The 19,693-nt window shown below is 71.5% G+C and carries 16 protein-coding genes; 10 read left to right on the plus strand and 6 right to left on the minus strand.

Annotation, left to right across the window (positions count from 1 at the left end; translation table 11 throughout):
- The first annotated feature begins 2 nt into the window (after positions 1-2).
- From Raf01_RS08465 to Raf01_RS08475, 3 genes are all read left to right on the plus strand, one after another.
- A complete protein-coding gene (locus Raf01_RS08465) occupies positions 3-896 on the plus strand; it encodes an ABC transporter ATP-binding protein (RefSeq protein ID WP_203917192.1) in 894 nt (297 codons plus the stop codon).
- Positions 897-981: 85 nt separating this feature from the next.
- Positions 982-1,902 carry a tetratricopeptide repeat protein gene (locus Raf01_RS08470; protein WP_203917193.1) on the plus strand — a complete coding sequence of 307 codons (921 nt, stop codon included), beginning with the start codon at positions 982-984 and terminating at the stop codon, positions 1,900-1,902.
- Positions 1,903-1,911: 9 nt separating this feature from the next.
- Positions 1,912-3,003, plus strand: a complete 1,092-nt coding sequence (locus Raf01_RS08475) for an arginase family protein (protein ID WP_203917194.1) — start codon at positions 1,912-1,914, stop codon at positions 3,001-3,003.
- On the opposite strand, the gene Raf01_RS08480 is transcribed toward Raf01_RS08475, so the two are convergent.
- Both Raf01_RS08480 and Raf01_RS08485 read right to left on the minus strand, forming a co-directional pair.
- Positions 3,000-3,452, minus strand: coding sequence for a hypothetical protein (locus Raf01_RS08480; protein WP_203917195.1), 453 nt, complete (start codon positions 3,450-3,452; stop codon positions 3,000-3,002). The genes Raf01_RS08475 and Raf01_RS08480 overlap by 4 nt on opposite strands.
- Before the next feature lie 9 nt (positions 3,453-3,461).
- Positions 3,462-5,408, minus strand: coding sequence for a penicillin-binding transpeptidase domain-containing protein (locus Raf01_RS08485; protein ID WP_203917196.1), 1,947 nt, complete (start codon positions 5,406-5,408; stop codon positions 3,462-3,464).
- 212 nt (positions 5,409-5,620) lie between these two features.
- Between Raf01_RS08485 and Raf01_RS08490 the strand changes: the two genes are divergently transcribed.
- Positions 5,621-10,732 carry an NAD-glutamate dehydrogenase gene (locus Raf01_RS08490; protein WP_203917197.1) on the plus strand — a complete coding sequence of 1,704 codons (5,112 nt, stop codon included), beginning with the start codon at positions 5,621-5,623 and terminating at the stop codon, positions 10,730-10,732.
- Positions 10,733-10,816: 84 nt separating this feature from the next.
- Here Raf01_RS08490 and Raf01_RS08495 read toward each other — a convergent pair whose 3' ends face one another.
- A complete protein-coding gene (locus Raf01_RS08495) occupies positions 10,817-12,274 on the minus strand; it encodes a glycoside hydrolase family 3 N-terminal domain-containing protein (protein WP_203917198.1) in 1,458 nt (485 codons plus the stop codon).
- 227 nt (positions 12,275-12,501) lie between these two features.
- Here Raf01_RS08495 and Raf01_RS08500 point away from each other — a divergent pair, with 227 nt between their 5' ends.
- The 6 genes from Raf01_RS08500 (at position 12,502) to Raf01_RS08525 (ending at position 18,443) form a co-directional block, all read left to right on the plus strand.
- Positions 12,502-13,680 (plus strand): ROK family transcriptional regulator, encoded by a 1,179-nt coding sequence (locus Raf01_RS08500; protein WP_203917199.1) that lies wholly within the window; start codon positions 12,502-12,504, stop codon positions 13,678-13,680.
- 64 nt (positions 13,681-13,744) lie between these two features.
- Positions 13,745-14,539 (plus strand): ABC transporter ATP-binding protein, encoded by a 795-nt coding sequence (locus tag Raf01_RS08505; RefSeq protein WP_239133463.1) that lies wholly within the window; start codon positions 13,745-13,747, stop codon positions 14,537-14,539.
- Positions 14,540-14,610: 71 nt separating this feature from the next.
- Positions 14,611-15,564, plus strand: coding sequence for a ribokinase (locus tag Raf01_RS08510; protein WP_203917201.1), 954 nt, complete (start codon positions 14,611-14,613; stop codon positions 15,562-15,564).
- 10 nt (positions 15,565-15,574) lie between these two features.
- A complete protein-coding gene (locus Raf01_RS08515) occupies positions 15,575-15,949 on the plus strand; it encodes a YccF domain-containing protein (RefSeq protein WP_203917202.1) in 375 nt (124 codons plus the stop codon).
- Positions 15,950-16,012: 63 nt separating this feature from the next.
- A complete protein-coding gene (locus tag Raf01_RS08520) occupies positions 16,013-16,783 on the plus strand; it encodes an enoyl-CoA hydratase/isomerase family protein (RefSeq protein WP_203917203.1) in 771 nt (256 codons plus the stop codon).
- 40 nt (positions 16,784-16,823) lie between these two features.
- Entirely contained in the window at positions 16,824-18,443 is a 1,620-nt protein-coding gene (locus tag Raf01_RS08525; RefSeq protein ID WP_203917204.1) for an acetolactate synthase, read from the plus strand.
- Positions 18,444-18,506: 63 nt separating this feature from the next.
- On the opposite strand, the gene Raf01_RS08530 is transcribed toward Raf01_RS08525, so the two are convergent.
- From Raf01_RS08530 to Raf01_RS08540, 3 genes are read right to left on the minus strand one after another with little or no spacing between them, the layout of a single operon-like run.
- Entirely contained in the window at positions 18,507-18,947 is a 441-nt protein-coding gene (locus tag Raf01_RS08530) for a PLD nuclease N-terminal domain-containing protein (protein ID WP_203917205.1), read from the minus strand.
- 4 nt (positions 18,948-18,951) lie between these two features.
- Positions 18,952-19,299 (minus strand): DUF202 domain-containing protein, encoded by a 348-nt coding sequence (locus Raf01_RS08535; RefSeq protein ID WP_203917206.1) that lies wholly within the window; start codon positions 19,297-19,299, stop codon positions 18,952-18,954.
- The gene (locus tag Raf01_RS08540) at positions 19,296-19,685 is read right to left on the minus strand and encodes a YidH family protein (RefSeq protein WP_203917385.1); all 390 of its coding nucleotides are present in this window, start codon (positions 19,683-19,685) and stop codon (positions 19,296-19,298) included. Before Raf01_RS08540 ends, Raf01_RS08535 begins: the two co-directional genes overlap by 4 nt.
- Positions 19,686-19,693: the final 8 nt, after the last annotated feature.

Raw genomic sequence — 19,693 nt, forward strand, 5'->3', positions numbered from 1 at the left:
TCATGAGCGGTTTGGCGGTTGCCTGCCGGCGGGTCGTGCACATCTACCGGGCGTCGGAGGCCGGCGCGGCTGGTGCCGGGGACATCGTGGCGCTGGCCGGCGTGGACCTGTCGATCAGCCCGGGGGAGATGCTCGCCCTGGTCGGCCCGTCCGGTTCCGGCAAGTCGACACTGATCTCCCTGCTCGCCGGCCTGATGCGCCCGTCCGCCGGCCGGGTGAACATCGGCACGTACGACATGGGCAAACTGTCCGACTCGGAGATCTCCCGGCTGCGGGGTACCGAGATCGGGGTGGTGCTCCAGGGCGCGGCGCGCAACCTGCTCCCGTACGCCGACCTGCACCGCAACATCTGGCTCGCGCAGCGCCGGGCGGCCCGTACGTCCGGCATCCAGTTGGACGATCCGGACCGGATCCTGGACCTCGTCGGGCTCGGCGGGCGGGGTCGCGCGAAGGTCGGTGAGCTGGCGCCGGGAGCCCGGCAGCGGGCCGCTCTCGCGGTCGGCATCGCGGCCGGTCCCGGCCTGCTGCTGGTCGACGAGCCGACGTCCCAGTTGGACACGCACGGCCGTGACGAGGTGCTGGGCGCGCTGGAGACGGTGAACACCGAACGGGGTACCACGATCGTGGTGGTCACCCACGACGCCGAGGTCGGCGCGCGGCTGGGACGAGCGGTGACAATCCGGGACGGTCGGGTCGGCGCCGAGGGCCGCGACGGCCAGGACTTCGCGGTGGTGGCCGGTGACGGTACCGTCCAACTGCCGCCCGAGGTGCTCGGCATGTACCCGCCGGGCACGCTGTTCACTGTCGATCACGAGGATGGGACGGTTTCGTTGGTTGCCGGTGGCGCACACGCGGCGCTGGCACCACCGCATGCTTCCGGTGTCGTGCCAGACTAGGGAACCATGAGCGAGCACAGCGAGCGAATCATCGGACTCGGAGGGTTCGAGTCTCATGGCATCGGCGAGCACAGCGAGGTCGGGCATGAGTGATCCGCGTAGTACTCCGTCGATCTTCACCCGCGGAGCGGTTGACCTGAGCGCCCTGCGCACCCCGCCGCCGTCGCCGGCCGCCGACGACGCGGCCGGTGCCCCGCCCTCGGGCGGGGGTCCGGTGCCGGGGCTGCCGGGTGGCGGCGGGGCGGTCGTGGATGTGACGGAGGCCACGTTCCAGACCGAGGTGCTGGAGCGGTCGCTGACGACGCCGGTGGTCATCGAGTTCTGGTCGCCGCGGTCGGAATCGTCGAAGCAGCTCGCCACCGTGTTGGAGAAGCTCGCCATCGAGGGCAACGGCGCGTGGGTGTTCGCGCGGGTCGACGCCGACTCCAACCCGCGGCTCGCCGACGCTCTCCAGCTTCCCGGCATCCCGGCCGCGTTCGTCGCGCTCAGCGGCCGGCTCGCCCCGGGCTTCACCGGCGCGGTGCCGGAGTCCCAGTTGCGCCCGTTCATCGCCGAGGTGCTCCAGGCCGCCGGCGTCCAGGTCGAGACGCCGGCCGATCCCCGGCTGGAGGCCGCCGACGACGCGCTGATGAACGGCGACCTGGAGGGGGCGGAGCAGGCATACCGGAAGATCCTCGCCGAGTCGCCCGCGGACGCCATCGCCGAGGCCGGGCTCGCCCAGGTCGGCCTGCTGCGCCGGATCGAGGGCGTCGACCCGTCCGCGGTGCTCGCCGCGGCGGCCGCGACGCCGGACGACATCCCGGCGCAGACCCTGGCCGCCGACATCGAGGTGGTCTCCGGGCAGGCCGAGGCCGCGTACAAGCGGCTCGTCGACCTGGTGCGGCGGACGTTCGGCGCCGACCGGGAGTCGGTACGCCAGCATCTCGTGTCGCTCTTCACCATCGCCGGGCCGGACGACCCGGCCGTCATCGCGGCCCGCCGCGCTCTCGCGAGCGCGCTGTTCTAGGAGAAGGCCATGCCTTCGGACCCCGGCCGTCCGACAGCGGCGCCGCTCAGCGCGGCGCCGCTGCCGGCCGGGGTGCCAGCGCCGCTGCCAGGCGGCGCGCGCCGGATCGCGGTCCTCGACGCGCCGAGCAACCTGGGGCTGCGGCCCCCGACGATCAGCTCGGTACCGGGGTGCGCCAAGGCGCCCGGGGCGCTCCGTGACCAGGAGCTGCTGCCCCGGCTCGGTGCCCGCGACGCCGGCTGCCTGACGCCGCCCCGCTACGACCCGGGCGACTGGCGACCGGGCGACGGGGTCAGCCAGGCCGAGTCGGTCGCCTGGTATTCGCGCCGGCTGGCCGGCCGGATCGAGGCGATCATCGAGTACGGTGAGTTCCCGCTGATCCTGGGCGGAGACTGTTCGATCCTGCTGGGCTCGGCGCTGGCGATGCGCCGGATGTCGGTACGGGACGAGTTGCCGTACGGGCTCATCTATGTGGACGGCCACTCGGACTTCCGGCACCCGGGCAACGCCTCGTACGTGGGGGCGGCGGCCGGCGAGGACGTCGCGCTGGCCACCGGGCGCGGGCAGCCCGACCTGACCGACATCGACGGGCTGCGACCGTACCTGCTGGACGAGAACGTGGTGCTGCTCGGCATCCGGGCCCAGGACGAGTACCGGCTGGACCTGCGCGCCGCCGGGCTGGCGCACCGGTCGGTACCGCAGCTTCGCGGCGACGGGGCGGGCCGCACCGCACAGTGGGCGCGCGAGCTCCTCGGCGCGTGTGCCGGCTACTGGCTGCACGTCGACGTGGACGTGCTGGACCCGGCCGTGATGCCGGCGGTCGACGCGCCGGACGACGGCGGCATCGCCTACGCCGAGCTGGAGCTGCTCATCTCCAACCTGGTCGACACGCCGGACTGCCTGGGCATGGAGCTCACCGTGTTCGATCCGGACTACGACCCGGACGGCGTCTACGCCCGCGAACTGGTCGCCTCGCTGGTGACCGCGCTCGCCCCGCTCATCCGTCCGGACGACGAGGCCCCGCCGGTACCGATCGTGATGCCGGCCCAGCGCGGCGAGCCGGTGCCGGTACCGCATCAGACCGCGGCCGAAACCGCCTAGGGTTCGTCTTCGCGGAGGGCGCGCAGCTGTTCCAGGTGGCCGCCCGTGTGCTGGACCTCGTTGATCTGGAGAACCCGGCCCCACGGCGTCGGGCCGTCGAGCATCACCCGGTCGCCTTCCTGGATCCGGGTCGGCACCGGGGTGTCTTCGAGCGGACCGAGTTGGCCGGTCAGGTCGCGCAGCACCGCGACGGTGATGGCGACCCGATCGGCCAGCCCGCGAAGGCCGCCGTAGGACGCGACGTAGGCGCGTAGCTGCCGGTCGCCGGTCGCCTCCCGGTTGTCGAAACTGGCGTCGTGACCGGCCAGTACCGCCTCGGTGGTGGCGATCAGCTGCTCGTTGGTGCTGGCCACATGCGCGACGATCTGCTCCGCGGTCCAGCCGCCGTCGGCCGGGGCCCGGAACGACCCCCGGCCCGCCTCCTCGATGAAGTCGGCGTACGCGTCCACCCCTGCACGTTAGCCCAGGACGGTGAAGAACTTTCCGGCGATCGGCACCGCGGCGTCGGTGCTCATCCCGCCATCCTGGACGAATACACAGAACGCGACGTCACCGCGGTATCCCATGAACCAGGAGTGGGTCGGCGTCGGCTTGTTGTCGTGTTCCGCTGTGCCCGTCTTGCCGTACATAGGAGCGCCCGGTACCGACTTGTCCTTGACCCCCGTACCGTCCGTGACGACCTCGCGCATCATCTGCTTGAGCGCGCTCACGGTGGACGGCTTCAGCGCCGTCCCGTCGGCGGCCGGGTGCGCCGGGGCGGGGTCGACCACCAGGTGCGGCTGCTTCCACTGGCCTCGCTGCACCGCCGCCGCCATGCCGGCCATCACGACCGGCGACACCGTGGTCTTGCCCTGCCCGAACGCCGCGGCCGCCTGCTCCGACGGGTTGCCGTTGGCCGACACGCTGCCGGTGTACGCGTCGATGCCCAGGTCCCACGGGATGCCCACGCCCAGTTGCTTGCCGGTGTCGGCCAGGCCTGTCGGGCCGAGCTTGGGCGCCAGCGACGCGAACGCGGTGTTGCACGACTTGGCGAAGTCCTCGTGCAGCGGCACGTTGCCCAACTGCTCGAACTCCGAGTTGTGGATGGTGTAGCCGTCCACGGTCAGCGTCTGCGGGCAGTTGACCGTCGTGTTGACATTCACCTTGCCGGCTTCGAGCAGGTTGGTCGCGGTGACTGTCTTGAACATCGAGCCGGGCGGGACGCTGGCGTCCAGCGCCAGGTCCTGCCCCTGCGCACCGGGACCGTTGGCGACCGCGAGCACGGAGCCGTCCGAGATCCGGATGGCGACCAGTGCGGAGGGCTGCTGGGTCATGGCCAGCGCGGTCTCGGCGGCCCTCTGGGTTTTCTGATCCAGCGTTGTCTTGATCGACTTACCGGCGACCGGTGCGCTGTTGAACAGCGTCTTGCCCTGGTCGGCGTCGGGGTCGTCGCCGGTCGAGTCCGAGGTGGTGTTGCCGGTCGGCTTGGCCGGGACGGCCACCACGGATACGCCGCTCTTGCCGCGCAGCTGGTCGTCGTACGCCTCGGCCAGGCCACCGAATCCGACCTGGTCGCCGATCTGGTACTTGCCCGGGTTCTTGTCCATCCGCTCCTTGGTCACGTCGCCCACGGTGCCCAGCAGGGCGCGGGCGAACGTGCTGGTCGGAGCGAGTTCCATGGTGCCGGTGGTGAAGACCGTGCCGTCCAGGTCGTGGATGCGCGACCGGATCTGGTCGTAGACGGGCTGGCGCAGAGTCACGACCGGTACGAACGCGGTCGGCGACGCCGCCTTGATCTGGTTGGGCAGGTCGGAGAGGTCCACGTCGACGTTGGCCGACTTGAAGGCGGCGGTCAGGGTACTGATCAGGGAAGTCTGATCCTTGATCAGGTTGGGCTGGATGCCCACGTTGACCACCGGCTGCTTGCTGACGAGCGCCTGGCCGCTGCCGTCCAGGATGCTGCCGCGCTCCGCGCTGGTGGTCTTGACCGTCATCTTGTCGGTGTCGGTGAGCTGGGCCGCGATCACCGACGGTTCGAAGATGGGATCCCACTTACCGTCGTTGCGCTGCAGCCGCAGGCTCGTCTGGTAGGACCAGGCGACCCCGTTCTCGATCGGCCAGGACACGTCGATCGGCGCGGTCGCGTCGTCCTTGTCGACGGTCGCCTTCCCGGCCTTGAGCGTCGGCTTGACGCTGGCCAGGTCGCCGGTGAGGGTCTTGATCTCGGTCGCCACGGTCGCTGAGGTCAGCGCGCTGCCGTTCGACGAGATCAAATGCAGCGAGGCCGCGAACTGGCCGGTCCGCCAGCCGGTCAGGAAATCCGAGATCGCGGACTCCGGCCCTGGGCCTTTGGAACAGCCGACAAGCCCACCACCGACCAGGGCGGCGGTGGCGAGCAACGCGGTCGCGCGGACTCTAGAACGCATCTGGGCACCTCCGGCAGCGATTGTGTCCCACCGGGTACAACGCCCGCAGCCCGGGCTTTGGTGGGTCGAGTGATCCGCTTGTGTCGCAGACGTCACAATCTCTGGGCGCGAGCGCGGCTACCCCGCCGGGCGGATGGGCCCGCCGCGCGGGAAGTCATAGGGTGGAGATGAGAGTGATCCCACAGCGTTGTGGGCGAGGGGAGTGGCAACCCATGGATCGTGCGGCGACCGGTGTCGACGCGGCCAACCAACGCTCCGGTGCCGGCGGCACAGCCGGCCAGAACGCCGATGCCGATTCGACCGGGGAAAGCGGCGATGTGGACATAGCGGTCCAACGCACCCGGGCCGGCGCGACCGGTCGGGGCGGGCGTCGGGCCTACCGGGGCGGCACCGCCCCCGGCGACATCGAAATCGACCCCGACGACCCGGACGCCGTGGAGGACGTCGAGGAGATCGAAGCCGCCGCTACGGACGGTGACGATGGCGAGGACACCGAGTTGGATCAGCCGCTGCCGGACGCGGAGCGGTTGGTCGCCGAGGCGGTGGCGCTGGCCGGCGATGATCTGGACAGTGCCCGGCTGGTGCGCCGGTACTGGCGGTTCGCGCCGGACGAGGACATGGTCGGGCTGACGGCGGCGGAGATGCTCTCCGGCGCGAGGGCGCACCGGGAGCTGGCGGAGCAGCGGGTACCGGGCGAGTTGAAGCTCCGGGTGGGCGACAGCGCCGACCAGGAGCTGACGATCCTGGAGATCGTCGCAGACGATATGCCCTTTTTGGTCGACACTGTCACTTCTGCGCTGAGCATCCGGGGCCTGTCGGTCCACCTGCTGGTTCACCCGCTCGTGGTGGTGCGCCGCGAGCCGCTCGGCAAGCTGATCGAGGTGTGCGCCGACGTCGAGGCGGACGACGCGATCGCCGGCGACCTGGTGGAGAGCTGGATGCGGCTGTCCATCGACCGGGTACGCGGCGACGTCGACCGGGCCGAACTGCGCCGCGAGTTGCAGCGGGTGCTGACCGACGTGCGCGAGGCGGTCGAAGACTGGCCCAAAATGCGCTCCCGGGCACTGGCCATCGCCGACGAACTGGCCAGCACCTCGCTGCCGGTACCGCCGCGGGACATCACCGACTCGATCGAGCTGCTGCGTTGGCTGGTCGACGAGCATTTCACGTTCCTCGGGTACCGCGAGTACCGGCTGGCCGGCGCGACCGCCGAACAGGCCGGCACCGGGGAGCCGGCGGTGGGCCGGATGCGCCTGCAGGCGGTGCTCGGCACCGGCCTGGGCATCCTCCGGCAGGACCAGACCGCGCCCCGCGAGCTGTCCAGCATGACGCCGGAGGCGCAGGAGAAGGTGCTGGAGAAGCGCCTGTTGGTGATCACCAAGGCCAACTCGCGATCCACCGTGCACCGCTCCTCGTACCTGGACTACATCGGGTTCAAGACGTTCGATGCCGAGGGCAACGTTGTCGGAGAACGGCGCTTCCTCGGGCTGTTCTCGTCGGCCGCGTACCTCGGCTCGGTTCGTGAGCTGCCGGTGGTCAAGCGCAAGGTGGCCGCCGTGCTGGACCGGTCGGGCCTGTCGCCGCGCAGCCACTCGGGCAAGGACCTGCTGGCGATCCTGGAGGACTACCCGCGCGACGAGCTGTTCCAGATCCGCACCGACGAGCTGTACGACACGGTCATGGGCGTACTGCGCCTGGCCGGGCGGCGCGCGCTGCGGCTGTTCCTCCGCCAGGACGGGTACGGCCGGTTCATCTCCTGCCTGGTGTTCATGCCCCGGGACCGGTTCACCACCGAAAACCGGCTGCGCATCCAGAACATCCTCCAGCGTGAGCTGCACGGCATCGGGATCGACTACGCCACCCGGGTGGGCGAGTCGGTGCTGGCCCGGATCCACTTCATCGTGCGCACCGACCCGGCCGCGCCGCCGGTCGACATCGACGCCGCGGCGATTCAGGAGCTGCTGGTCGAGGCGACCCGGGACTGGGACGACGACTTCCGCCTGCTGCTGGAGCGCAAGCTCGGCGAGGAGCAGTGCCGCACGCTGTTCCCGCGCTACGCGCCGGCGTTCCCGGACGCGTACAAGGACGAGCACAATCCGTACGAGGCGGTCCAGGACATCGCGAAGCTGGAACTACTCGACGAACCGGGCGAGCTGGCCACGCACATCTTCCGGCGGCGTAAGGACGACAGCAACGTCCGGTTCAAGGTGTTCCGGGCCGGCGAGGCGATGATGCTGTCCACCGTGCTGCCGGTGCTGCACTCGCTGGGTGTGAAGGTCTCCGACGAGCGTCCGTACGAGGTCGAGCGCGCCGACGGCACCATCTACCTGTACGACTTCGGGCTGGTGCTGCCGCCACAGGCCCGGGAGCTGCCGGAGATCCGGTCGCACATGGAGAATGCGTTTTCCTCCACCTGGCGGGGCGAGGCCGAGGTCGACGGGTTCAACGAACTGGTCGTCCGGGCCGGGCTGACCTGGCGCCAGGTGGTGATCCTGCGGGCCTACGCGAAGTACCTGCGCCAGGCCGGCGCGGTCTACTCGCAGGAGTCGATGGAATACACGCTGATTAGCAACCCGGGCATCGCGGCGCTGCTGGTGGCGCTGTTCGAGACCCGGTTCTCGCCGACCCTCGCGCTTTCCGAGGAAGATCGGTCGCTGCAGTCCAAGGAGCTGGTGACCGCGATCGGTCGGCAGTTGGACGGGGTGGCGAGCCTGGACCAGGACCGGATCCTGCGCTCGTACCTGACGCTGATCCAGGCCACCCTGCGCACCAGCTTCTTCCAGCGGGGCGCGGACGGTCGGCCGAAGTCGTACGTGGCCTTCAAGCTGGAGCCGCGGGCGATCCCGGAGTTGCCGGCGCCCCGGCCGCGGTACGAGATCTGGGTCTACTCGCCCCGGTTCGAGGGCGTGCACCTGCGGTTCGGCCCGGTGGCGCGGGGCGGCCTGCGCTGGTCCGACCGGCGCGACGACTTCCGCACCGAGATCCTTGGCCTGGTCAAGGCGCAGATGGTCAAGAACGCGGTGATCGTACCGGTGGGCGCGAAGGGCGGCTTCGTGCTCAAGCAGGCCCCGGCGGATCGCGACGGATTCCTCGCCGAGGGCGTCAACTGCTACAAGCTGTTCATCAGTGCCCTGCTCGACGTGACCGACAACCTGGTCGGCGGCGCGATCGTGCCGCCGCGCGAGGTGGTGCGCCACGACGGCGACGACCCGTACCTGGTGGTCGCGGCCGACAAGGGCACCGCCACGTTCTCCGACACGGCCAACGAGATCTCGCTGGCGTACGGGTTCTGGCTCGGTGACGCGTTCGCCTCCGGCGGCTCCGCCGGATACGACCACAAGAAGATGGGCATCACCGCCAGGGGTGCGTGGGAGTCGGTCAAGCGGCACTTCCGCGAGCTGGACGTGGACACCCAGAGCCAGGACTTCACGGTCGTCGGGGTCGGTGACATGTCCGGCGACGTGTTCGGCAACGGGATGCTGCTGTCCGAGCACATCCGGCTGCTGGCCGCGTTCGACCACCGGCACATCTTCCTGGACCCGACTCCGGACGCGGCGACCTCGTTCGCCGAGCGCCGGCGGCTGTTCGACCTGCCCCGCTCATCGTGGGCCGACTACGACACGTCTCTGATCTCCGAGGGCGGCGGGGTGTTCCCGCGTACCGCGAAGTCGATCCCGATCTCCCCGCAGGTCCGCGCCGCGCTCGGTCTGAAGGAGTCGGTGACCGCGCTGGCACCCAGCGACCTGATGAAGGCGATCCTGCTGGCCTCGGTCGACCTGCTGTGGAACGGCGGCATCGGCACCTACGTCAAGTCGACCAGCGAGTCGCACGCGGACGTCGGTGACAAGGCCAACGACGCGATCCGGGTCAACGGCGCGCAGCTGCGCGCGAAGGTGGTCGGCGAGGGCGGCAACCTCGGCCTGACCCAGCGCGGCCGGATCGAGTACGCGATCGGCGGCGGCCGGATCTGCACCGACTTCATCGACAACTCGGCCGGCGTCGACACCTCCGACCACGAGGTGAACTTCAAGATCCTGCTGGCCGACGCCTCGCTGCCGAACTCGGAGCGCGACGCGCTGCTGATGGAGATGACCGACGAGGTCGCCCAACTGGTGCTGCGGGACAACTACGACCAGGCCACGGCGCTGGGCAACGCCCGGGCGCAGGCCCACTCGCTGCTGCCGGTGCACCGCCGGCTGATCAGCGACCTGGACAAGGACGGGCGGCTGGACCGGGCGCTGGAGGCCATGCCCGGCGACGACGAGCTGGCCGCGCGGTTCACCGCCGGCACCGGGCTGACCTCGCCGGAGTTCGCCGTCCTGCTGTCCTACGTGAAGATCGCGCTGGAGGACGAGATCGGCTCCTCGTCGCTGCCGGACGAGGAGTGGACCCACGAGACCCTCGTGGACTACTTCCCGAAGCCACTGCGGGAGCGGTACGAGTCGCTGATGCCGGGCCACGCCCTGCACCGCGAGATCGTCACCACCCAGCTCGTGAACCAGACCGTCAACCACGGCGGCATCACGTTCGTGTACCGGGTCGTCGAGGAGACCGGTGTCTCGCCGGCCGACGTGATCCGCGCGTTCGTGGTCGTCCGCGACGTGTACGGGCTGGGCGAGCTGTGGCAGGCCGTGGAGACGCTGGACAACCGGGTACCGGTCGAGACGCAGACCAAGCTCTACCTGGAGATCCGCCGGCTCACCGACCGGGCCGTGCGCTGGCTGGTCACCAACCGCCGGGCACCGCTGGACGTGGCGGAGGAGATCGCCCGGCTGCGCCCCGGCATCCAGCGCCTGCTGCCTCAGCTCGGCGAGCTGTTCCACGGTCAGGAGCGCGCGTCGCTGCGGGCCAATGTGGACAAGCTCACCGGCCTGAAGGTCCCGGCCGATCTGGCCGAGCGCATCACCGGCGTCATGTACGGGTTCGGCCTGCTGGACATCGTGTCGACGGCGGACGGCATCGGGCGGGACCTGTCCGAGGTGGCCGCGATCTACTTCGTCCTGTCGGAGAAGTTCCAGGTCGACGAGCTGCTGTCGAAGATCTCGCTGCTGCCGCGCGACGACCGGTGGCAGACGCTGGCCCGGATGGCGCTGCGCTACGACCTGTACGCCGCGCTGGCCGCGCTGACCTCGGAGGTGCTCGCCTCGACCGAGGCGGAGCACTCGGCGCAGGACCGGGTCACCGCCTGGGAGCAGGCGAACTCCGCGGCGATCAACCGGGCCCGCAACGCGATGAGCGAGTTCCAGGAGGCGAGCGGCGACCTGGCCGCGCTGTCGGTGCTGCTGCGCCAGATCCGCACGCTGGTACGGACCGCGGGCGCCTGAGCGCCCGCGCCACACGTGGTGCGGCCCCGTGTCCTCCCCGCCCCCGTCAGGGGGAGGACACGGGGCCTGTTCGTGATGGGACGCTCAGCCGGTCAACCCCAGGGCGGACGCCGCGGCCCAGCCGTTGGCCCGGCTCGCGCCGAACGTGGTGACGAACGCCCGCACCCCGGCCGGTCGCCAGGCCGACGGCCAGCCCATCTCCACCGCGACGACCGGGTTCGTCGGCGCCAGCGCCTCGATGAGCGCCGCCGCGGCCGGCTGCCGGTGCAGGTTGCGACCGACCACCACGATCGGGCGGGTACCGGCCAAGGCGCGCACCTGCTCCGGTGACGCGCTCTGGATGGCGACCTGAAGCTGCTGCGTGCCGTTGATGTGCGGGCCGAGGCCCCAGGGCACCCGGCCGGCGGCGATGTTCAGCTCGGCGTCGACCATCTGCACGACCAGCGGCGAGTCCAGCCCGATCAGGGAGCCCTCGACCCGTACCGCGCGCTGGGCGGCCGGGTACCCGATGCCGTCGTCGGCGGCGTCCTCGGCCCGGGCGGCGGCGATGCTCCACGCCGACAGGTCGGCGACCCGGCCGGCGGCCTCCTCGATCCGCGCCACCGGCAGCCAGCCGGCGTCCACCGCGACAGTGATCTCGGCGATCGTCTCCTCGACCAGATCCTGGTCGCACTGCCCGGCCAGGCACAGCAGGTCGACCCCGGCGGCCAGCGCGCGGGGTGCCGCCTTCGCGGTGCTGCCGGCGATCCCGGCCGCCCCGCGCATGTCCAGCGCGTCGCTGACGATCACGCCGGTGAAGCCCAGTTCGCCGCGCAGCAGGTCGACCAGCGCCGGGCGGCTGAACGTCGCCGGCAGGTCGCCGGTCAGCACCGGTACCCGGATGTGCGCGGTCATGATCGAACGGGCGCCGGCCTCGATCGCGGCAGCGAACGGCGCCAGGTCGCGCTCGCGCAGCAGCCCCATCGGTACGTCCACGGTCGGCATCTCCAGGTGCGAGTCCGTGTGCGTGGCACCGTGGCCGGGGAAGTGCTTGGCGCACGCCGCGACACCGGCCGACTGGAGGCCGGCGATGGCGGCGGCGGCGTGCGCGGACACCCGGGCCGGGTCGGTGCCGAACGACCGGGTACCGATGATCGGGTTGTCGTCCGCGGTGTTCACGTCCACGGTCGGCGCGAGGTCCAGGTTGAACCCGGTGGCGCGCAGGTCCGCCCCGATCGCCCGGTAGATCCGTTCGGTCAGCCCGAGGTCGTCGATCGCGCCGAGCGCCGCGTTGCCCGGGTACGGGCTGCCGGTCAGGTGGCCGAGCCGGGTGACGTCGCCGCCCTCCTCGTCGAGCGAGAGCAGCACGTCCGGCCGGACCTCGCGCAGGCTTCCGGTGAGTGCCCTGAGCTGCCCGGTATCGGCGATGTTGTAGTAGAAGACGACGTACCCACCCAGGCCCTCGGCCACGAGGTCGACCGCCCACTGTGGAGCGGTCAGTCCGGGAAACGCTGGAAGCAGCGTTGGCAGGATGAGCCTCCGCAGCCCTGGATCGATCGCCACCCTGAATCCCCTCTCCCCGGCCGCTTGACCGGCCCGTCCATAAGCCAGGCGGGCCTGGCGGCTGGTTGCCCTCTGGCCGCTCCGGTGCGCGGTCGGCCACTTGTGATGCAGGAATCTTGCAGCGGGTCGTGGGACGCCGCCAGAGGCGGCTTGACCGTACGCTGAACTGTATTCCTGCTGGTCTATAATATTAGGAAAGTTTCCTAAATGATAAAGGTAGCGTCCCGATGAGCTCAACCCGCCTACCGGGTACACCCCGGCTGCTGCGGGCGATCAACGACCGCGCCGCCCTTGAGCTGCTGCTGGAGAGGGGTCCGCTGACCCGGGCACAGCTCGGCGAGCTCACCGGCCTGTCCAAGGTCACCGCGTCCCAACTGGTGGAACGGCTGGAGGAGCGCGGCCTGGTGTCCCGGGTCGGCGAGCAGGCCGGCGGCCGGGGGCCCAACGCCGCGCTGTACGCCGTCGTCCCGACCAGCGCGTTCGTGGTCGGTGTGGAAATCGGTCCGGAGCACGCCGTGGCCGCGTGCGCGGACGTCACCGGAACCGTGGTGAGCCGGGTTCAGCAGTCGACCCATGACACCGACGACCCGGTGGGCGTCGTGCACAACGCCGTGATCGAGGCGGCGCGCAGCGCCAAGGCTCCGATCAGCCGGGTACGCCGGGTGGTGCTGGGCACGCCCGGCCTGGTGGACCCGGCGACCGGGGACCTGTCCTTCGCGTTCGACCTGCCCCGCTGGCAGCGCGGGTTGCTCGCCGCGTTGCGCGAGGACCTCAAGCGGCCGGTCGTGTTCGAAAACGACGTGAATCTCGCGGCGGTGGCCGAGGCGCACTTCGGCTCGGCCCGGGGCGTCGAGGACTTCATCCTGCTCTGGCTCGGTCGCGGCGTCGGCATGGCGGTGATGCTGAACGGCCGGCTGCACCGGGGCGTCAGCGGCGCGGCCGGGGAGATCGGGTACGCGCCGGTGGTCGGCGCGCCGGTACCCCGGGACGTCGCGCGCCGGTCCAAGGGCGGGTTCAAGGAGTTGGCGCAGGGCGAGGCGGTACGTGCCGTGGCGCGGGAGCACGGGTTCCGGGCCGGTACCGCGTGGGATGCGGTACGCGCCGCGGTGGAGGCGGGCACCACGGGCGGGCCGGTGCTCGACGAGCTGGCCCGGCGCCTGTCGCTCGGCCTGGCCGCCTCCTGTGTCGTACTCGACCCGGCCGTCGTGGTGCTGGCCGGCGAGATCGGGCAGGCCGGCGGCATGGCGTTGGCCCAGCGGGTACAGCACGAGGTGGCGGCGATCGCGCCGGTGTCGCCGCGGGTGGTGGTGTCCGAGGGGCCGGAGGAGCCGGTACTGCTCGGTGCCCTGCTGACCGCGCTGGAATCGGCGCGGGACGAGGTGTTCGGGTCGACCGTCGGCGAGTGAGCGGGCGGGGCGCCACACCCCACGGTGACGGGGGTCACTTCGGGGGCCGTGGTTGGATAGCGGCGTGTCCAACGATGCTGATCTGGTCATCTCCATCGACAAGGCGACCGTCACCCGCAGCGGCAAGGATCTGATCCGCGACATCGACTGGCAGGTCGAGCCGGATGAGCGGTGGGTGCTGCTCGGCCCGAACGGCGCCGGCAAGACCACCCTGCTCAGCCTGGTCGCCGGCCGGCTGCACCCGACGCGCGGCACGGCTCACGTGCTCGGCGAGCAGCTCGGCCGGGTGGACGTGTTCGAGCTGCGCACCCGGATCGGGCTGGCCTCGGTCGCCGTGCACGACCGCATCCCCGGCGACGAGACCGTGCTCAACGTGGTGGTGACCGCAGCCTGGTCGGTGGTCGGCCGGTTCCGCGAGTCGTACGACCCGATGGACACCACCCGCGCGAAGGCGCTGCTGCACCAGGTCGGCATCGCCGATCTCGCCGAACGGCTCTACGGCACGCTGTCCGAGGGCGAGCGCAAGCGGGTTCAGATCGCGCGTGCGCTGATGACCGACCCGGAGCTTCTGCTGCTCGACGAGCCGGCGGCCGGGCTCGACCTCGGCGGGCGGGAAGACCTGGTACGGCGGCTGGCCGCACTGGCCGCGGACCCGGACGCGCCGGCGATGGTGCTGGTCACGCACCACGTCGAGGAGATCCCGCCGGGCTTCACTCACGCCCTGCTGCTGCGCGAGGGCGGTGTGGTCGCCGCCGGCCCGCTGGAGGCCACGATGACCAGCGACAACCTGTCGAAGACGTTCGACGTGCCGCTTCGGTTGGAGCACGAGGACGGGCGGTTCACCGCGCGGGCGAGCTGACCCGTCGCGCACCTCGCCCGCGGCCGGACATACTCCGTCGCGTCCGGACCCGGGCCGCGTACGCTCCCGGCATGACTGTGCCCCGGGTGGTCGTCGTCGGCAGCGTGAACATCGACCTGGTCGTCACCGCGCCGGTCCTGCCGCGCCCGGGAGAGACCGTGCTGGGTCACGACTTCACGCAGGTGGCCGGCGGCAAGGGCGCGAACCAGGCGATCGCGGCCGGCCGTGCCGGCGGCTCGACCGCGCTGATCGGGGCGATCGGATCGGACGCGTTCGGCGTGACCCTGCGCGCCCGGCTGGCCGGCGCCGGGGTGGACACGTCGCTGCTGCGCATCCGGTACGGCGCCTCGGGCGTGGCGCTGATCGTGGTCGACGACGGCGGGGAGAACTCCATCGTCGTGGCGCCCGGCGCGAACGCCACACTGGTCGACCTCACCGCCCCGGAACTCGACGCGATCGCCGCGGCCGACGTGCTGCTGTGCCAGCTGGAGGTACCGGTCGAGACGGTCACCGCGGCCGCGGTGGCGGCACGGGCGGCGGGCACCCGGGTGGTGCTCAACTCGACGCCGGTGCGTGAGCTGCCGGACGAGTTGCTGGCGGCGGTGGACCTGCTGGTGGTCAACCACATCGAGGCGGCCGGGCTGACCAATCTGCCGGTGGTGGACGTGGACACCGGGGATGCGCCGGACGGTGCGGTACTGGTGGACGCGTTGCTGGAGTCGGTACCCCGGGCGGTGCTGACCCGGGGAGCGGACGGAGCCTGGTACGGCGACCGCGACGGTGTCCTGGAGCACGTACCGGCGCCGGTCGTGGACGCGGTCGACACCACCGGGGCGGGTGACGCGTTCACCGGTGCACTCGCGGTGGCCTGGGGCGAGGGGCGTGACGTCGTCGACGCCGTACGGTGGGCCAGCGCGGCCGGTGCCGGCTCGGTACGGCGGCTCGGCGCCTCGGTCGGGCTGCCCGGCCGGCAGGCGATCGACGAGCTGTACGCCGCTACGTACGGTGGTGGCACGGGTGAGTGACGATTGACCCATGCGCTTCATCCTCAACGTGTTGTGGCTGATCTTCGGCGGCCTCCTGCTGGCTCTCGGGTACGCGGTCGCCGGGCTGATCTGCTTCGTCCTGATCGTCACCATCCCGTTCGGCATCGCCTCGTTCCGGATGGCCAACTACGCGCTGTGGCCCTTCGGTCGCGAGGTGGTGCAGCGTGAGGGTGCCGGGGTGCCGTCCGCGATCGGCAACGTGATCTGGCTGATCGTCGCCGGATGGTGGCTCGCGCTGGGGCACCTCATGACCGCGATCGTCCAGTTCGTCTCGATCATCGGAATCCCGCTCGGCCTGGCGAACCTCAAGCTGATCCCGGTCTCGCTGCTGCCTCTCGGCCGGGAGATCCGCGACGTGCCCTGAGCCTGCTGGCAAACCTCTGGCTGAGCGTAGGCTCCCGGCAGGCAGCTTGACGAGGAGGTCACTGTGGTCGTTGCGCTCACGGTCGAGGACGGGATCGGCACCATCCGGTTGGACCGGCCCCCGATGAACGCGTTGAACGCGCAGGTACAGGAGGAACTGCGCGCCGCGGCGGCCTCGGCGGCCGAGGACGACGCGATCGCGGCCATCGTCGTGTACGGCGGCGAGAAGGTCTTCGCCGCGGGCGCGGACATCAAGGAGATGGCCACCATGTCCTATGTGGACATGGCGGCCCGCGCCCCCCAGCTGTCCTCGGCGTTCGACGCGATCGCCCGGATCCCCAAGCCGGTGGTCGCCGCGATCACCGGATACGCGCTGGGCGGCGGCTGCGAGCTGGCGCTGGCTTGCGACTGGCGGGTGGCCGCGGCCGACGCCAAGCTGGGCCAGCCCGAGATCAACCTCGGCATCATCCCGGGCGCCGGTGGCACCCAGCGCCTGGCCCGGCTGGTCGGTCCGGCCAAGGCCAAGGACCTGGTGATGTCCGGCCGGATGGTGGACGCCGCGGAGGCGCTCGCGATGGGCCTGGTCGATCACGTGGTACCGGCGGCGGACGAGGTGTATTCGGCGGCGGTGGCGCTGGTGCGCCGGTACGTCGGCGGTCCGGCCCAGGCTCTGCGGGCCGCGAAACTGGCCGTGGACGGCGGCCTGTCCATGGACCTGGCCTCCGGCCTCGCCTGGGAGTCGCAGCAGTTCGCGGCACTGTTCGCGACGGAGGACCGGCGTGAGGGCATGGCGGCGTTCGTGGAGAAGCGGAAGCCGGACTTCACCGGTCGTTGAGCGGGTGGAAGCCGTTGTTACTCGTCGGTAGGATGCGGGAATGACTGAGAAGATCGACGGGCACGGCGGCGAGCTTGCCCTCGCGGCACTGCGCGCGCACGGGGTCACCGAGATGTTCACCCTGTCCGGCGGGCACGTCTTCCCCCTGTACGACGCGGCGCACAAGGCCGGCGTGCGCATCGTCGACGTCCGCCACGAGCAGTCCGCGGTCTTCGCCGCCGAGGCGGTCGCCAAGCTGCGCCGCACGCCCGGCCTCGCGGTGCTCACCGCCGGCCCCGGCGTCACCAACGGCATCTCGGGCCTGACCAGTGCGTTCTTCAACGCCGCCCCGGTGGTCGTGCTCGGCGGCCGGGCGCCCGCGTTCCGGTGGGGCTCGGGCAGCCTCCAGGAGATGGACCACCTCCCGCTGGTCGCGCCAGTGACCAAGCAGGCGGTGACCGTCTTCGACAGCGACGAGATCGTCGCGGCGGTGCAGGGCGCGGTCACCACGGCGCTGACCGCGCACCGCGGTCCGGTGTTCCTCGACTTCCCGCTGGAGGTCATCTTCGGCGCCGGTGAGGGCGAGGTCGCGACACCGTCGGTTCCGGTCATCGAACCCGATCCGGAGGACGTGGCGAAGGCGGCGGCGCTGATCGCCGGCGCGGCCAGGCCGGTCATCATCGCCGGTTCGGACGTGTACGCCGGCGACGCGATCGAGCCGCTGCGCGCCGCGGCCGAGGCGCTGCGGGTACCGGTCTTCACCAACGGGATGGGCCGGGGCGCGCTGCCTGGCGGGCACCCGCTCGCCTTCGCCAAGGCGCGCCGGGTCGCCCTCGGCGGCGCCGACGTGGTGGTGGTCATCGGCACCCCGCTGGACTTCCGGCTCGGCTTCGGGGACTTCGGCGACGCCTCCGTGGTGCACATCGTCGACGCCCCCGGGCAGCGGGCCACGCACCTGACGCCGGCCGCCTCCCCGGCCGGCGACCTGCGGCTGATCCTGACCGCGCTGGCCGAGCACACCGGCGCCCGCGAGGACCACGGCGACTGGATCGACTCGCTGCGGCAGGCCGAGGACAAGGCCCGGGCGAAGGACGCCGAGGCGATGGCGGCCGACAGCGACCCGATCCGGCCGGCGCGGGTGTACGGCGAGTTGCGCAAGGTACTGGCCGAGGACGCGGTGACCATCGGCGACGGCGGGGACTTCGTGTCGTACGCCGGCAAATACCTGGAGCCCACCACACCGGGCAGCTGGCTGGACCCGGGGCCGTACGGGTGCCTGGGCACCGGCATGGGATACGCGCTGGGCGCCCGGGTCAGCTACCCGGACCGGCAGGTCTGCGTACTCATGGGCGACGGCGCCGCCGGATTCTCGCTGATGGACGTCGAGTCGTTGGTGCGGCACAAGTTGCCCGTCGTGATCGTGGTCGGCAACAACGGCATCTGGGGGCTGGAGAAGCACCCGATGCAGGCGATGTACGGGTACGACGTGGCCGCCGACCTCCAGCCAGGGCTGCGGTACGACGACGTGGTGCGGGCGCTGGGCGGTGCCGGTGAGACGGTCACCTCGGCGGACGACCTCGGGCCGGCGCTGACCCGGGCCTTCGACGCCTCGGTTCCGTACCTGGTGAACGTCATCACCGATCCGGCCGACGCGTACCCCCGCTCCTCCAACCTCGCATAGGCCCCGGGCGGCCGAAGCCGGTCGCCCGCAACGGTGGAATCGCGGAGAGCTGACCGGTCCGCGCTACCCCTTCGGGTCGGCCGGCGGCTCCTCGGCGGGACGCTCCTGCCGCTGGCGGAGCTCCCGCTCGCGGCGGCGCAGGTCCGCCTCCCAGGCGCGCAGCCGGTCCGCGTCCTCCTGGCGGTTGCGTGCGTCGAGCTGGCGCAGGAACTCCGGGTCGTCGTCCGGAGCGAGGTCGCGCGGTGGACGCTCCGGCTCCGGGAAGCCGCCGCCCGGCTGCCAGCCCCGCTCCCGGGGCGGGCCGGCCGCGGCGGCCGTCCGGTCCGGCCGTCCGGCCACGAACCAGGCGATGCCGCCGACCGGGGAGAACAGCAGGATGATGAATACCCAGGCGATCCGGGGCAGAGCGCGGATCTCGAACTCCTCGGCCGACAGGCAGTCGATCAGCGCGACCACCATCAGCGCGAGATCGGCGAGGGCGAGCAGGGGGAGAAGTCGACCCATGGCATCAAGGTAGTACGGCCGCGGCGATGCCGAGTACCGCGAAACCGGCGATTCCCAACGCCATCCCGGCCGGAGACCAACCGGCCGGCGCGGGCGGGGTACCGGTCATGGCGGCGATCCGCTTCCGGCAGATGGCCAGCAGGCCGAGCCAGCCGAGCGCGGCAACCGCGATGATCAGCGCACGGCCCGCGACGTTCTGCTGAATCAGTGCCGTCTTCAGGGTGAGCAGCATGACGCCGGTAGCCGACAGGGCGGTGCGCCGCCAGGACAGCCGGGTGCGCAGCCGGGCGGTACCGGGCGGCGCGTCCGGATCTTCGTCGCCCTCGCCGTCGAGCGGGGGAGTGTGCGTCATTCGCGCATCCCGCCGACCGCGAGGATGAGTACCAGCAGCAGGGCGCCGAGCGCCAGCGCGATGGCCAGCACGGCCGGGAACCGCGACGGCGGCAGCGGCTGGTCCAGTCGCATGGCGCGTTCCGAACGCGCCCAGTGGTCGACGGCGTGCAACCCGATCGCACCGCCCAGCACGAGCAGCACCACCGCGATCCCCTCCCGCAGGTGGGTCACCCGCAGCTGGGGCAGGAACCCGGCCACGGCCAGCCCCCCGCCGATCAGCGCCAGGCCGGTGCGGATCCAGGCGAGGAAGGTCCGCTCGTTGGCCAGCGAGTACCGGTAATCCGGGCGGGTACCCTCCGACCGAACCTCTCGCGGATCGAACCATTGCCGGACGGTACGAAAGATCACCGGAT

The sequence above is a fragment of the Rugosimonospora africana genome, from assembly GCF_016862975.1.
Lineage (GTDB): Bacteria > Actinomycetota > Actinomycetes > Mycobacteriales > Micromonosporaceae > Rugosimonospora > Rugosimonospora africana.

What these genes read in the sequence shown, in the direction of transcription:
- Raf01_RS08535 (WP_203917206.1), bottom strand. Translation starts at nt 19,299, where the DNA reads ATGACGCACACTCCCCCGCTCGACGGCGAGGGCGACGAAGATCCGGAC.
- Raf01_RS08490 (WP_203917197.1), top strand. Translation starts at nt 5,621, where the DNA reads ATGGATCGTGCGGCGACCGGTGTCGACGCGGCCAACCAACGCTCCGGT.
- Raf01_RS08475 (WP_203917194.1), top strand. Translation starts at nt 1,912, where the DNA reads ATGCCTTCGGACCCCGGCCGTCCGACAGCGGCGCCGCTCAGCGCGGCG.
- Raf01_RS08485 (WP_203917196.1), bottom strand. Translation starts at nt 5,408, where the DNA reads ATGCGTTCTAGAGTCCGCGCGACCGCGTTGCTCGCCACCGCCGCCCTG.
- Raf01_RS08465 (WP_203917192.1), top strand. Translation starts at nt 3, where the DNA reads ATGAGCGGTTTGGCGGTTGCCTGCCGGCGGGTCGTGCACATCTACCGG.
- Raf01_RS08510 (WP_203917201.1), top strand. Translation starts at nt 14,611, where the DNA reads ATGACTGTGCCCCGGGTGGTCGTCGTCGGCAGCGTGAACATCGACCTG.
- Raf01_RS08525 (WP_203917204.1), top strand. Translation starts at nt 16,824, where the DNA reads ATGACTGAGAAGATCGACGGGCACGGCGGCGAGCTTGCCCTCGCGGCA.
- Raf01_RS08515 (WP_203917202.1), top strand. Translation starts at nt 15,575, where the DNA reads ATGCGCTTCATCCTCAACGTGTTGTGGCTGATCTTCGGCGGCCTCCTG.
- Raf01_RS08530 (WP_203917205.1), bottom strand. Translation starts at nt 18,947, where the DNA reads ATGGGTCGACTTCTCCCCCTGCTCGCCCTCGCCGATCTCGCGCTGATG.
- Raf01_RS08500 (WP_203917199.1), top strand. Translation starts at nt 12,502, where the DNA reads ATGAGCTCAACCCGCCTACCGGGTACACCCCGGCTGCTGCGGGCGATC.
- Raf01_RS08470 (WP_203917193.1), top strand. Translation starts at nt 982, where the DNA reads ATGAGTGATCCGCGTAGTACTCCGTCGATCTTCACCCGCGGAGCGGTT.